This is a genomic window from Shewanella sp. W3-18-1, from assembly GCF_000015185.1.
Taxonomy (GTDB): domain Bacteria; phylum Pseudomonadota; class Gammaproteobacteria; order Enterobacterales; family Shewanellaceae; genus Shewanella; species Shewanella putrefaciens.
Genome location: NC_008750.1, coordinates 1,090,802 through 1,104,832, shown reverse-complemented (window position 1 = coordinate 1,104,832; position 14,031 = coordinate 1,090,802). Strand labels below are relative to the sequence as shown.

The window sequence follows — 14,031 nt, the reverse complement described above, 5'->3', positions numbered from 1 at the left end:
AACAGACCTCGCTTATAGGACCACCATGTCGTTTCGGTGCACTATTGCGTCACCATAATCGTAACCGAGTACTGACTCGATCTCGTCGGAATGTTTACCCGCAATCAAATTCAAGGCTTGACCACAATACCTCGTTATCCCCTTAGCAATTACTTTACCTTGTTGGTCAACTAATTTCAGTGTTGCGCCGCGCTCAAATTCGCCCTTAACCCCAATAATACCTTTAGATAATAAGCTACGGCCCTTATCGGTAACGGCTTTTACCGCGCCAGCATCGAGCACTAAAGAGCCTTGAGTCGCAGGGCCCGCCAATATCCACTGTTTACGGCTTTCGAGCGGGTTTTCAATGGCACTAAAGTGAGTACCAACGGACTCTTTACCAACCACTTTTTTAATCACATCGGGGTGATGACCAGAGGCAATCACCACCTCAATCCCTGCACGGCGAGCAATATCCGCCGCTTCCAGTTTAGTCGACATACCGCCCGTACCTAAACCCGATACAGACCCCCCCGCTAACATCCGCAGACTGTCATCAATCTTCACCACCTGCGAAATCAATTTAGCATTCGGATTAGTGCGCGGATCGGCATCGAACAACCCCTTTTGATCCGTCAATAAAATCAATAAATCAGCATCACACAGCAGCGCCGCGCGGGCCGATAAATTGTCATTATCACCGACTTTAATCTCATTGGTAGCCACGGCATCATTTTCATTAATGATCGGGATAATATTATTTGCTAACAATGCATTGAGTGTATCTCTAGCATTGAGATAACGTTCTCTATCCTGCAAGTCGGCGCGGGTTAGCAAGAGTTGGCCCACATGCAGCCCATAAATACTAAAGAGTTGTGCCCAAGCGAGGATCAACTGACTTTGCCCGACAGCGGCTAACAATTGCTTATTGGCCATAGTGTCGGGCAGTGTCGGGTATTGGAGATGTTCACGCCCAGCGGCAATTGCCCCTGAAGTGCATAAAACGACTTCGACCCCTGACTTCATCAGTGCAGCCATTTGACGAGCCAGCTCAACCATATGGGCTTTATCTAGCTGTTTACTGCCAGAGGTCAGCACACTCGTTCCCAATTTCACTACCACGCGGCGATACGCAATCTCACTTAAGTTCATTATTCATTTGTAAAAAATAACCGAACAATCCTTATACCTAATCCGCTAGATAATTGGTAGCGAGGAGTGATTAACTCGAGATAAATTTTCGATTTTGCTCATAATCACGCAGTAAAAAGGGCCATCGATTAGATGACCCTCAAAAAATATTGCCTATTGTAGACAATCTAACCCACTAGGCTAGCTCACGATTAAACAGCATCAAGCATAGACAAACTTAGCCACAAATAATGCCGCTAACACGATGATACCCACATTGAGATCGCTAAAGCGACCCGTGAGTATTTTAATCGCCGCATAGGAGATAATCCCCAGCGCAATCCCCGATGCAATAGAGAACGTCAGCGGCATTAAGATACACACCACCACCACAGGCGCGGCTTCAGTTAAATCTTCCCACTCAACATGCACAAGGCCAGACATCATTAAAATAGCCACATAAAACAGGGTGCCCGCTGTTGCATAGGCCGGAATCATCCCCGCCAATGGCGATAGGAACAATGCAGCAATAAACAATAATCCCACCACCACAGCGGTTAATCCTGTACGCCCTCCCGCACTCACTCCCGCGGTACTTTCGATATAGCTTGTCGTGGTGGAAGTACCACAAGCGGCACCAGCGATAGTGGCTAAACTGTCTGCGGTCAAAGCACGATTTAAACGAGGTAAACGACCTTTCTCATCGAGAAAACCACCGCGTTGGGCAACCGCAACTAAGGTGCCTGATGTATCAAATAAATCCACAAACAAGAAGGCAAACACGACTGATAGCATCGTGACTTCAAAGACTTGGGATAAATCCATCTTCATAAAGGTCGGGGCAATTGAAGGCGGCATAGACACTATGCCGTTGTAATGCACATCACCAAAGATCAATCCAAGTCCGGTGATAATTAAGATGCTTAAAATTACCGCCGACTTCATTCCCCTTTGCACCATGGCAATAATCAGGAAAAAGCCCAATACTGCCATTACGGCCGGAAAAGTAGTAATATCACCCATAGTGACTAAGGTCGCAGGATTAGCAACAACAATGCCCGCACTTTTAAGACCAATCAGCGCAAGAAATAAACCAATACCAGCGGCAATACCTAGGCGTAACGACACGGGAATGCTGTTAACAATCCATTCACGAATACGCACTAAGGACAAGATTAAAAAGCAAATTCCCGATAGGAACACGGCACCTAAGGCTGTCTCCCAGCTATAACCCATTTCACCCACAACCGTGTAAGTGAAAAAGGCGTTAAGCCCCATTCCCGGTGCTAATGCAATCGGATAATTAGCCATTAATCCCATGACTAAACAACCAATTGCTGCTGCAAGGCAGGTGGCAACAAATACTGCCCCGTGGTCCATGCCTGCATCGGCTAACATCATTGGATTGACAAAAATGATGTAGGCCATCGTCATAAATGTGGTTAAACCTGCAATAGCTTCCTGCTTGAGGCTCGTTTGATTTTGTTTTAGTTTGAACAGCTTTTCTAACATGGAACTGGGTTCCTTTTATTTTAAGTAGGTAGGGTATTTAAATGTAAGGAATATGTAGCGCGATTACATTTGCGGCAGATTATAAGGAGTTTAGGCTGGTCAGGCCACAACATTGGCGAGGAATAGTTAACTCCATCAATAGCGGAGAAATAATACATAAGTATGAAGTGATGGCTCACAACGCCTGATTATCGATAGTGACGACGCCAATAATCTCGGCGATCTCCGCTAAATGGGTATCGACCCATGCACTGCTGATCGGTCCCCAAGTGAGGATGCGATAATAACCCGCGTTGTTGCGACTCCCTTCCTGTATAAATTCAACGCGGATACCAATATCCTCAAAGGCAGCAATAGCATCCTGCAATGTACGGCGCGGCATTCCAGTTAACTTGTTGAGAGATAATAAATTATGACGCTCGTCATCCATTAAATGTGCGAGATATAACTTACGTAGAAAGGCTTTATTTTGCTTTGAAACCGCTGGCGATACGGATGCTGACACTGGCATAGGATGACCTGTCGAGATGTAAAAGTAATTATCATCAAAACTACTTTATATTCAGTTAATAACGCAATAGCCAGTCCTAAATAGTTGGCATTAAATATAGCCAGATCACACAGTGCAATACTGCGGATTAATTTGAATAAAACAACTTGTATTTTCCCCCTGATAGCTGTTATTTCTAGTCTCAGACGTTGATACCCAAACAACCTAAAAATACGAATACTTTGAGGTTGAGGTTGAGGTTGTTTGAGTATAGATAAACTACACTTACTCATGTGAGTCATCGATTGGCTTAGCGAGTCTCAATCCCAGCTGCGAGAGTCCGTGGAGGCATAGGTGATAATGACACTTGATAAAGACAAACCTCATCACTCAGGCATTCGATATAACCACTATAAATTGATGGGGTTAATGGCGCTTTGCAGTTACCAAACCGGCAATACAGCCGAGCTGAGTATTGGTGTTAGCCTCTCTATTCCTCCTTATGTTATTCAAGAAACTAACAGTGGACTCGAACTCGAATTACTCTACCAAGCACTCGCGGTTAAGGGACATAATGCCATCATCCACTACCTTCCTTTGGCGCGCACATTTCATGAGCTAAAAGAAGGCAAACTCGATGGTATTATCAATATAAAAGAAGGCATGTTAGATAATGTCTTTTATTCTGATGTGGTCATTAGCTATCAAAACTGTGCCATTAGCCTCGAATCAAATCGATTTAATATCAATAGCATAAGTGATTTAAGTGACAAACAAGTCGTCGCTTTTCAGCGTGCATCAAGCATGTTAGGAGAAGAGTTTGGCCAAATGGCTAAAGCCAATACTGGCTATAAAGAACAAGCTCGACAACTACAACAGGTTTATATGTTGATGAAGCATAGAGCCGATGTGGTGGTGATGGATAAAAATATTTTTAAATACTATTTAAAGCAGGCTTATCTGGATGGGCGATTGAACAGCAAGGAATTACAACAACAAGCCATTTGCCACAAAGTATTCCCCCCGACTGAATATCGTTTTGCATTTCTGAGCGCACAAATTCGGGATGATTTTAATGCGGGTCTTAAGCACATTACCCAAGACGGTAGCTTGCAAGCATTACAGGAAAAATACCGCCGCCTCATGTCCCTAGAACATGAAGCGGAGGCATCAACCAAAATAATAGAACGTAACCCCATCGGAAATGATGCGCTCTAACCGCCGCCAATAGAAAAATTACTTAACGACAAGCACAGGACATACCGCGCCATTTGCCACAGCTTCAGCGACATTAGTATGTAAAAAGTGTGATAACCCACTCCGTCCATGACTGGCAATCACCACCATGCCAATATCTTTACCGTTCGCTTCCTCTAAAATTTGATCGACAGGATCACCACGGCGGATCAAAGTACTAATTGGAAGATCCGTTTTTAGTTTATCTAGCAATGCTTGCATTTTATTGGCCGCCGCATCTTCCATACTCTTAGCCAGCTCTTCAGGTGTGATGGATAAAATCATAAAGTTTTCATCACCAATAGGCTGCTCAACCACGTGTAGAATTTTTAGACCAACATTATACAAATTAGCCATTTCAATAGCATAACTTAGTGCATGGGCCGCAGTTTCCGAGAAATCTGTGGGCCAGAGTATTTGACCTTTACGCATAATCTGTACTCCTTCTATGGCGCAACTGAATTACTAAGTGAAGGTAAAACTTAGGTAATAGAACTAATCTCGTAACCAAGCTACCGCATCACCATTATCGACAAAAAACCTTACCTCAGCAGGCGTAAACCAGTTTGCCAACTTAGCCAACACTTCCTGCAATGTTGTCTTACCGACAATGGCAATTTTCTCGAAATGGCGAATATGCTTCACCCCAAGTTTAATATCGTCCCAAGCGGCTTGTAGTTCCAAGCCATCCAACTCAGTGACATCAACCAAGGCGAAGATATCGGGATCTTTTACGCCTGCCAGTGCCGATTCCAACACGGGCACCATCCTTTCGTAGTCTTGGTGAGTTAAGGTACCAATAGCTTTAAAGGCAACGAAAAAATCATCATCACCATAACGCTCAATACCGATCGAAATTCCGTGCTTTAACAAAGTCATACATACTCCTTATGTGAGAACCTTTGATTCAGTGTAGAAGCTAACGCTATAACAAGCCGTGATCTTGCTCAAAAATACACCAGATATCTTGCGCTGCCTCAACAAGCAAGCTAGGATAAACCGACTAATCAGTCGGTACTTATTTAAGATTCAATTGTAAGAGTTGAATCTTAAATAAGTACCCAATAAGACTTGCTTACCACTTAGCAAGGATCAACCACTATGAATATGGCTACTGACCACCTTAATACCTCACCGCTGACTCAGTTGCTCCAACGTCAACGCAGCAGTTACTTCACCAATCCGAACCCCGATTACGCTACGCGAGTGGAGCAATTAACTCGACTTAAAGCGGCCATACTGCAATTTCAAACACCCTTGGTCGATGCCTTAAGCCAAGATTATGGCCATAGATCGATTGATGACAGCCTAATATCTGACATTATGCCAGTCATTAACAACATCAATTACTGTTTGAAAAACTTAAAAAAATGGCTCAAACCTAGTGTTCGTCATGCAGGGATCTTACTCGCTCCTGCCAACGTCACTGTGCATTATCAACCTTTGGGGGTTATCGGCATTATCGTGCCATGGAATTTCCCCGTGATGCTGTCGCTTGGCCCACTTGCCGCCATCATTGCCGCGGGTAATCATGCCATGCTCAAAATGTCTGAATTTACCCCAGCGACCAATCAAGTGATCAAACAGTTATTGGCACAGGTTTTCGATGAATCCTATGTCGCGGTCATCGAAGGTGAAGCGGATATTGCCGCCCAATTTTCTGCCCTGCCCTTCGATCACTTGCTCTTTACTGGCTCCACTACAGTGGGTCGCCATGTGATGCGCGCCGCTGCCAATAACCTTACCCCTGTAACACTCGAACTGGGCGGTAAATCGCCTGTGATTATCGCCCCTGATATGCCGCTTGAGACGGCAGTAGAACGAATGATTTACGGTAAGTGTCTAAATGCAGGGCAAATCTGTGTCGCCCCTGATTATGTACTCTGCCCTAAAGCCAAAGTGGATGGCTTTATCACGGCCTACCAAGCTAAGTTTCAATCCATGTACGGTACGATTAACCACAACAAAGACTATGGCAGCATCATTAATACACGTCAGTTTGACCGCTTGATGACAGTGCTCGAAGACGCCAAAGCAAAAGGCGCCCGTGTTATTTCTGCGACTGACGAAGTCATAGATAGCCAAAACCGCAAAATTGCGACTCAGTTGATAACGAACACCACTGAAGACATGCTATTGATGCAAGAGGAAATATTTGGTCCATTGCTGCCAATTATTGGTTATGACTCGCTAGATGAAGCGATTCAATACATCAACCATAAAGCCAGACCCCTAGCACTTTATGTAATGAGTTTTGATAAGCCTACGCAGCAAAAAATCCTCCAGCAGACCCATTCTGGCGGTGTTTGTATCAATGAAACCGTGTTTCATGTCGCGGCAGATGACGCGCCCTTTGGCGGTATAGGCCCGTCGGGCATGGGGCATTACCATGGTAAAGAAGGCTTTTTGACCTTCAGCCATGCTAAAACCGTACTCAGCCGTGGCCGATTTAACACGGGTAAGTTTGTGCACCCACCCTATGGCACTTTTATCCAACGCATCTTAATGAAGCTATTTTTGCGCTAGTCATTGGGGGATAAATCTTGAATAAGCCAGCCACCACGCAACCAATAAAAATGATGACAGATAAACGCCAAGCCATTCTCGATACCGCCTTAGTACTCTTTGTCAGCCAAGGATTTCATGGCACGTCCACCGCCTCAATTGCAAAACATGCAGGCGTCGCTACGGGCACCTTGTTCCATCACTTCCCTTCCAAGGAAGCCTTGATGGAATCTTTGTTTCTTACCATAAAACAAGAGTTTGCCGATGCTTTACTGTTAAACAGCCCTAAAAGTAATGATCTTAAACACAATGCATTGCAGCTTTGGCAAAGTGCGATTGATTGGTCGCTAGAAAATCCTGTCAAGCAACTGTTTTTTCAGCAATATTCTATGTCACCTATGATAGCGGCTCAGGTGCGCGATCAAGCGATGAACGGTATCTTAGGTTTTATTAGCGAACTGATTAAACAGGGACAAATGATGGGATTAATCGCCCACTATCCCATTGAACTGATGGTAGAAAACTGTCATGGACAATATCTGGCGGCCACACGCTTCTTTATCGATAACCCACATTTAGGGACAAATAAAACATACCGAGATGCCAGTTTTGAATTGTTTTGGAAGGCCATGCAAGCGGACTAACATAGCCCAATATCAGGCTATTGACTCTCAATTGCTGCCTTAGGTAAACGCTGGGGTCTACAGCTAAACTCCAGCGCTTATCCTAATTTCGGCGCACGTACTTAACTCTGACTCAACTCCTGCGCTTTTTCGGCTGGCTGGGTGACTTGAGTTGGGCTCCAGTAACCTTGTTTGATGCCCTTATCAATCATCTCAGCGACCGCCAATTCAATGGCCTGCAACACACAAAATTGCACTGGTTCATTGGTAGTAAAACCGACTTCTGCCTCGGCAAGGCGATTTAAACTCGTGTAACGGAATAACCCCGCACGCATTTCTTGGGATAAAACACGCTTACTGGTTGAGACTGACATCATCACTTTACCCGTGTGCACATCGACCGCACGCAGATAAATCGTCACCAGATCTTCACGGTACATTTCAGAGGCACCAATGCCGTAATACTCAACGCCCGCACCTCCCGTACTGGTGTTAGTCTCATAGCTGATGATCCCACCTTCAAGCAACAATCTGGCAGTAGACAATACAGGTACGTCATCACCCTTAGTTCCCGTTTGTTTATTGCTGATCTTGCGCTCGGTAAGCAAATTTTGCAGCCCTTCACGCTCCACAGGTGTAAACCATTTAGAGTCGAGCAAAGTCTGCATCAACATCGACGTTGCGCCCTGAGTAACCGCGGTCGAAAACGAACTCACGTTAGCCTGTGGTTTATATTGTCCCGTTTGATCGCGAAAGGAATATACAGCGACAGGAATGGGGAACTTAGGCCCAGGCTGAGCTTGTAATCCACGCATCACTTCACTTAAAGGGTTAACCTCGGCAGCCGTGATATTCAAATCAGGTTTAGGGATCAAACTGCAGGCCGACAGGCTTAATAACCATAAACTCACTAACACTAAACGAGCCATTAGCTAAGACCTCCAAACGTCGGCATTTCTATCACTGTAATTTCACCAGTTTGAGTGTTAGTGATAGTTAACATCACGCCATTACCCGTAGAAGCCACCTCAATACGAAAATCCCCAGTATCATAAACGCCATCTTTGATCTCACCATCGGCCACACCGCGGGTGATGGAGTTAATAATGTTACGCTCTAGGGATTCTTTAAAGCGGGTGACAAAGTCCTTCTCGGTCGAGCTAGATTTATTGTCATTCTGGGCTTGGGCTTTATTTAATAGAAAAGTCCCATTTTGTGGATTACCGCCAAAACTGGGATTAATGGGGGTGTAAATCAATTCAGTGGCTTGACCACTGCTCGCCACATATAACGTGACAAGGGCAAGTAACGTCCTGTATGTCATTATTTTTATCCTAAAAATCGTCCGATGTTCCTGAAAAATCACCTGTTATGGCATTGGCTCTGATTTGCGCTAAATAATCAATCGTGAGCAAAATCGCCTGCTCTGCACTCTCTTTAACTGGATTTGCACGACGGCCAAAATGGGTGGTGTAAATCCGAGTCCCGTTTACCTCTAAGGTTAAAACAGTGCCAGCCTGTGGAAACACTGTCTCATACAGAGTGACGTTAACGCCTTGGGTAAAGGGCAGTTCACGCCAATAGCTTGAGTAGTAAAAACCAAAGTCTTTACCAAACCGAGTCAAGGTTCTATCTATTACTAAGCCACTAATTTCAATGTCGTTATCGGCAAAAGTGATAGGGGAAGTTAACAGCAGGAATGGACATAAAACACAAGCAAGCAGACGCTGTTTTAACGGTTTCACATATTCCTCCTTTAAGCTGTTAATCGAACCTTAAACATTGCACTCACCACGGTTAAAACAAGATGAGTTGTAGCGCAAATTTTCGATAAAACAGGTTAACAGGGTTAAAGATCTCCCGTCATTACACTGAGGGACAAATTAGCCCGAAGAGCTAAGGTAAAAATGCAAAAATAGCCCATTTGGGTAATGTGCCAAGCGGCCACGGAGGATAGGAGTTGTGTTTAAACAAGCGAAGAAAATAGGCAATAAAAATGTGCCTTAAACGTGTATGGCGGTGTTATTTAAAACACTGGCATTATTGTGGCAACCATAGTCGAACCAACAGGCCACCGTCACTGCGATTATGCATGCTAATACAGCCATCGTGGGCTTCAATAATTTCACGACACAAAGGTAAACCTAAGCCTGTACCCGATTGTTTTGTTGAGTAAAATGGTAATAGCGCCTGCTCTAATACTTCGCCAGACATACCTGCGCCGCGATCCTCAATCGCAATACTGAAACCCGCGCCATCTACTAAGGTTTGATATCGAATCGATAAGGTGACGTCCTCGGGGTTTGAACCAGATTCATGGGCATTTTTCAGTAAATTAAGGAGCACTTGCTCCATCTGTCCTTGGTCAAAATAGCCATCGATCTCAGGCAAATCATCCTTAAGTTTAAAGGGATAATGCTGGGTTAACTGGGCGGTAAATTGCGCCCAACTCACCTGACACCGCTGTGGAAGCGGCAACTTAGCGAAGCGAGCATAGTTGAAGATAAACTGACTTAAATGATTAGTGCGATTCTCAATCGTATCGAAAATTAAGGTTAACCTAGGATCATCTATATCTTGAGTGAGTAGACGGCCCGAATTGACCATAGAAGCAATGGGCGCGACGGAGTTATTGAGTTCATGGCTAATAATGCGGATGACTTTTTTCCACACAGCCACCTCTTGGCGATTGAGTTCTCGAGTCATCTGTTTGAGCAAGATTAAGTTATGCTGTTGGTTATTCAATAAAAACTGACCACGGCTGATATACCAAGTTTCCATCTCATCTTCGCCCATGGCAAAGAGGCCGTTCTTTTCATGTTTAAGTGCTAAGGCCAATGCCTCGGGCAAATCCACCAGTAATTCATCTAAGCTCAAGCCTTCCATTCTGCCCTTTTTATGAAATAGGTGACGCGCGGCATCATTGGCGTAAATGAGCCGTTGATGGTCATCGAGCAATAACATCACATTGGGGGAACTCTGAATCACCTTATCCAGCAATAACTCACGTTGATAAATGTATTGCCTTTCTTGGCGCAATTTAGCCGCGCTATGATTAAATAACTGCGCTAAGGTTTTGAGTTGCCCTTCACCATGTTCAGGAATACTCACACTAAAATCATTATCACTAAAATTGAGCAAGCCGACTTCAAGGGAATCTAAACTGCGGCCAAGATGTCGAGTCAACCAAGCAATGCCTAAACCACAGACACAGCAGGCGAACAATAACACCATCAACCCCTCACCTAAGGTCAAACTAGCGGCAGGTTCACTGGCGACTATCTCGGCGGGCGCAACAGAGGATACGGGGGCTTTAGGCGGTAAAATGGATAGTGGCTCGACACGTAAAGGCTCAACAATATGAGGCATAGAATTAAATGCCCCTTCTTTAAGCTGTTCTAAGGTAAAAAGTTTTATCTGTAACTGTGCTTGTTTAAGTTGTTCAAGCTTTTGCAGTTCAGCCTTAATCTGCTCTGCCCTTTGGTGCGCTTGCATTGCTGCGGCCTGCTGCAATGGCTCACTATTGTTAAGGGCGAGTTCGATAGACGCGAGGTTTTTTTCAAGCTCAGCAAAGTCAAAGACGACATTATTATCAGGGGTTTTAATCGCCTGAGGCGTGGTAACAACTGATGCCTCGGATAAAATATATTTCACCAAGGCAAAGCTCAATAATACGCCAAAGGCACAGCACGCTATTGAATAAATGATAATTTTAGTTCGAATTAACACTCATATTCCTTAATCGATAGCCTTCATCTATAACCTAGCGCCTGCGCTTAGCCTATGACTTATCTAAACCAAATTTATCCATTCGCCGATACAGCGCCTGACGACTGAGTCCAAGGGATTTTGCAACTCTCGCAATCACTCCTTTATGCAAGCTCAGTGCAGCTTCGATTTCTTCTCGGCTCACATCAACCGATTCATTGGAAAATACAGTATTAGCGGGGATAGAAGCGGATGCATAAACGGGCTTAGAGTACTGTTCACCCATTTCAGGCTGAGGATCAAATTGCCGCTGCTCAGAAACAGCCGAAACACTGGAAGAAGATTTTATGGCTCTCGCAACAGGTGCCAAACCAAAGTCAGTTTCCGTCAACACATGACCTTGTGCTAGTAATACGGCTCGCTTACAGGCGTTTTCAAGCTCTCGGACATTTCCCGGCCAGCGGTGGTGCAATAACGCCTGAAGCGCAGGTTTACTCAAGCTAAAATCGCTACCGATAAAATGCTGTACTAAAGGTAAAATATCATCGGTGCGTTGATTCAGCGGTGGCAATGCCAGTTCAATCACATTTAAGCGGTAGAATAAATCCTCACGGAATCGCCCTTCGGCGATATCTTGGGCCAGATCCGCATTGGTCGCACTGATCACCCGCACTTTTACTTTCTGTGTTTTATGGCTTCCTAAGCGTTCAAATTCGCCGGTTTGTAGCACCCGCAATAATTTCACTTGGCCAGATAACGGCAAATTACCGATTTCATCTAGAAACAGCGTGCCGCCGTCTGCCGCCTCAAAACGACCAATACGCGCTTTAGTCGCGCCAGTAAAAGCGCCAGCCTCGGCACCAAACAGCTCGGCTTCTAATAAATCCATCGGCAAAGCACCGACATTGACCTTGATAAAAGGTTTGTTTTTTAAGGGTGAATTGGCGTGGAGAATATCGGCGAGTTTGTCTTTTCCCGCACCATTGGGGCCTGTGATCAACACAGATACATCGGAGCGCGCCAATTGCAAGGCTAAGTCAATACAACGCTGCATAGCACCGCTGCCAAAGACGATACCGCAGAGATTAGCATCGGCGATCGCCACTTGCCGTTGATGATTCACCCGCTCCAAGCGGTGGTTAGCACGGGAGAGTTTATAGAGCGCAATCAGATTAGTGATGCTATTGAGTACTTTAGCATCATCCCAAGGTTTACCCATATAATCGGCGGCGCCCGCTTTAACTAATTCAACCGCCGTTTCGAGTTGCGTCCACGCTGTCATTAAAATAATGGGGAGATCCGCTTGCTGTTCACGTAGGGCATAAAAAAGCTGTCGTCCCTCCTCGCCTGAAGTGGTATCTCGGGTAAAGTTCATATCTTGAATGACAAGATCGACCTCCTGAGTCGTCAGCACTCCAAGGGCTTCTTCTGGAGTATGGCAAGATAAGACTCGATAACCATTCAACTCAAGCATTAAACCCAGTGCTTGGCAGATGGCGTGATTGTCATCGACGATAAGAATGGTATCCATAATTCTCAGTTCAGCCCCAAGTAAAACCCATTAACGGTAAAGTAACAAAAAGTGCAATAACATCCTATTGTTATCGCACCTTTCCTAGCTTGAATCTCCTCCAATATGCCGCTATACAGTGCGAGTTGCCGTTGCTGGCGAAATATTTGCCGCCTTACGCGCCGGTAGATAAACCGCCAGCGTAGTGACCATAAATAAGCCTGCCACAGTAAATATTGGATAACTTAACGTCAACATAGGTAGGCTATAGATTTTCATTAACTGTTGCCCTAACTGTATCGCTAACAAACCACCCAACACGCCTCCTGCTAAGCAAATCAAATAATTCTCAACAAGGAAGTAATTGATAATATCCCGCTTCTTCGCGCCCAGTGCTCGGCGTGTGCCTATTTGCTTAGTGCGACGCTGGATATTAAACATCACCATACCCGTTAACCCGAGAGAAGTGATAAGTAGCAATAACACCACCATCATAGTCAAGACTGTGATCATCAATTGATGGTCGCGGTATGAGCCCTCTTTTAAGGCCTCAATGGACTTGAATCCATCGAGTACTCGATTAGGATTCTCCGCCAGCAGTGCTTTTTTTATCGCGTCTTTAAGCTCTGCGTGATGCTCAGGTTTTGCCCGCACCATATAAGAACTGCTGCCATAATCCACATTTTGAATAATGCTGTTTTCAAGGCTATTACTGTCAATCCATGCGCCTTGTAATTTCTCAACGACGCCAATCACTGTGATCTGCGCATCTTTACCTTCGTATAACACTTTACCCAGTGCCGATTCATCTGGCCAAATCGCTTTTGCTAACGTGCTGGTCATTATCGCTAATCGGCTGGGGCTATCGAGATTATCCTTAAGTTCATGGGGATAAAAATTACGTCCCTCAATCAGTTTAATCCCTAAGGTATTAATGGTGTGATCTGTCCCTAAATACATCGCAAATTGCGGTGTCGATTTAACACTATCAGGATCTGGCCCAAGCTTTAAGCTACTTGACCAACCACCGCCACTCAAGGGCAGCATGTTAGTTGAGGTCGCATCAATCACATTGGGTAAACCCCGTAAAATTTGTTGATCGATTTTGTTTTGCGCGGTTTTATCAATCAATGGATCGAAGTTGAACAAGCTAAAGGTCAAAACTTCTGACTCTTTAATCCCCGAATCACGCTGCATCAGGGCTAAACGCTCTTGAATAATAAAGCTCGCGTTCGCCACAATCGCCACTGACAAAATAATTTGAATAAGCAGTAAGATTGGACCGCTTTTACTGCGCAATAAACTGCTGAGAATAGGTTTAATATGCAACATAATAA

Annotated in this window: 14 protein-coding genes; 3 read left to right on the top strand and 11 right to left on the bottom strand. The window is 44.8% G+C overall.

Translation table 11 applies throughout. From position 1 onward, the window contains the following. Positions 1-12: 12 nt before the first annotated feature. The 3 genes from proB to SPUTW3181_RS04980 form a co-directional block, all read right to left on the bottom strand. Positions 13-1,131, bottom strand: a complete 1,119-nt coding sequence (gene proB / locus SPUTW3181_RS04990; protein ID WP_011788347.1) for a glutamate 5-kinase — start codon at positions 1,129-1,131, stop codon at positions 13-15. A gap of 201 nt (positions 1,132-1,332) precedes the next feature. Then, positions 1,333-2,622, bottom strand: coding sequence for an NCS2 family permease (locus SPUTW3181_RS04985; protein WP_011788346.1), 1,290 nt, complete (start codon positions 2,620-2,622; stop codon positions 1,333-1,335). A gap of 175 nt (positions 2,623-2,797) precedes the next feature. Next, complete coding sequence (locus tag SPUTW3181_RS04980; RefSeq protein ID WP_011788345.1) at positions 2,798-3,133, bottom strand: winged helix-turn-helix domain-containing protein; 336 nt, start codon at positions 3,131-3,133, stop codon at positions 2,798-2,800. Positions 3,134-3,472: 339 nt separating this feature from the next. Here SPUTW3181_RS04980 and SPUTW3181_RS04975 point away from each other — a divergent pair, with 339 nt between their 5' ends. Next, positions 3,473-4,330 carry a substrate-binding periplasmic protein gene (locus SPUTW3181_RS04975; protein ID WP_011788344.1) on the top strand — a complete coding sequence of 286 codons (858 nt, stop codon included), beginning with the start codon at positions 3,473-3,475 and terminating at the stop codon, positions 4,328-4,330. A gap of 18 nt (positions 4,331-4,348) precedes the next feature. On the opposite strand, the gene SPUTW3181_RS04970 is transcribed toward SPUTW3181_RS04975, so the two are convergent. Both SPUTW3181_RS04970 and SPUTW3181_RS04965 read right to left on the bottom strand, forming a co-directional pair. Next, positions 4,349-4,780, bottom strand: coding sequence for a universal stress protein (locus tag SPUTW3181_RS04970; protein WP_011788343.1), 432 nt, complete (start codon positions 4,778-4,780; stop codon positions 4,349-4,351). Positions 4,781-4,843: 63 nt separating this feature from the next. Beyond that, positions 4,844-5,227 carry an STAS/SEC14 domain-containing protein gene (locus tag SPUTW3181_RS04965; RefSeq protein WP_011788342.1) on the bottom strand — a complete coding sequence of 128 codons (384 nt, stop codon included), beginning with the start codon at positions 5,225-5,227 and terminating at the stop codon, positions 4,844-4,846. 222 nt (positions 5,228-5,449) lie between these two features. On the opposite strand from SPUTW3181_RS04965, the gene SPUTW3181_RS04960 reads away from it, so the two are divergent. After that, on the top strand, positions 5,450-6,874 hold the full coding sequence (locus SPUTW3181_RS04960) for a coniferyl aldehyde dehydrogenase (RefSeq protein WP_011788341.1): 1,425 nt from the start codon (positions 5,450-5,452) through the stop codon (positions 6,872-6,874). 17 nt (positions 6,875-6,891) lie between these two features. Next, entirely contained in the window at positions 6,892-7,497 is a 606-nt protein-coding gene (locus tag SPUTW3181_RS04955; RefSeq protein ID WP_014611174.1) for a TetR/AcrR family transcriptional regulator, read from the top strand. A gap of 101 nt (positions 7,498-7,598) precedes the next feature. Here the strand turns inward: SPUTW3181_RS04955 and SPUTW3181_RS04950 are convergent, their stop codons facing one another. From SPUTW3181_RS04950 to SPUTW3181_RS04925, 6 genes are all read right to left on the bottom strand, one after another. Further along, complete coding sequence (locus tag SPUTW3181_RS04950; protein WP_011788339.1) at positions 7,599-8,405, bottom strand: CsgG/HfaB family protein; 807 nt, start codon at positions 8,403-8,405, stop codon at positions 7,599-7,601. Continuing rightward, a complete protein-coding gene (locus SPUTW3181_RS04945) occupies positions 8,405-8,800 on the bottom strand; it encodes a curli assembly protein CsgF (RefSeq protein WP_011788338.1) in 396 nt (131 codons plus the stop codon). The genes SPUTW3181_RS04950 and SPUTW3181_RS04945 overlap by 1 nt, the downstream gene beginning before the upstream one ends. Before the next feature lie 10 nt (positions 8,801-8,810). Then, the gene (locus tag SPUTW3181_RS04940) at positions 8,811-9,221 is read right to left on the bottom strand and encodes a curli production assembly/transport protein CsgE (RefSeq protein ID WP_011788337.1); all 411 of its coding nucleotides are present in this window, start codon (positions 9,219-9,221) and stop codon (positions 8,811-8,813) included. 295 nt (positions 9,222-9,516) lie between these two features. Then, positions 9,517-11,205 carry a sensor histidine kinase gene (locus SPUTW3181_RS04935; RefSeq protein WP_011788336.1) on the bottom strand — a complete coding sequence of 563 codons (1,689 nt, stop codon included), beginning with the start codon at positions 11,203-11,205 and terminating at the stop codon, positions 9,517-9,519. Positions 11,206-11,257: 52 nt separating this feature from the next. Beyond that, positions 11,258-12,715 (bottom strand): sigma-54-dependent transcriptional regulator, encoded by a 1,458-nt coding sequence (locus SPUTW3181_RS04930; protein WP_011788335.1) that lies wholly within the window; start codon positions 12,713-12,715, stop codon positions 11,258-11,260. A gap of 111 nt (positions 12,716-12,826) precedes the next feature. Next, positions 12,827-14,026: an FtsX-like permease family protein gene (locus SPUTW3181_RS04925; protein ID WP_011788334.1), complete on the bottom strand. Its 1,200-nt coding sequence runs from the start codon at positions 14,024-14,026 to the stop codon at positions 12,827-12,829. Positions 14,027-14,031 lie beyond the last annotated feature (5 nt).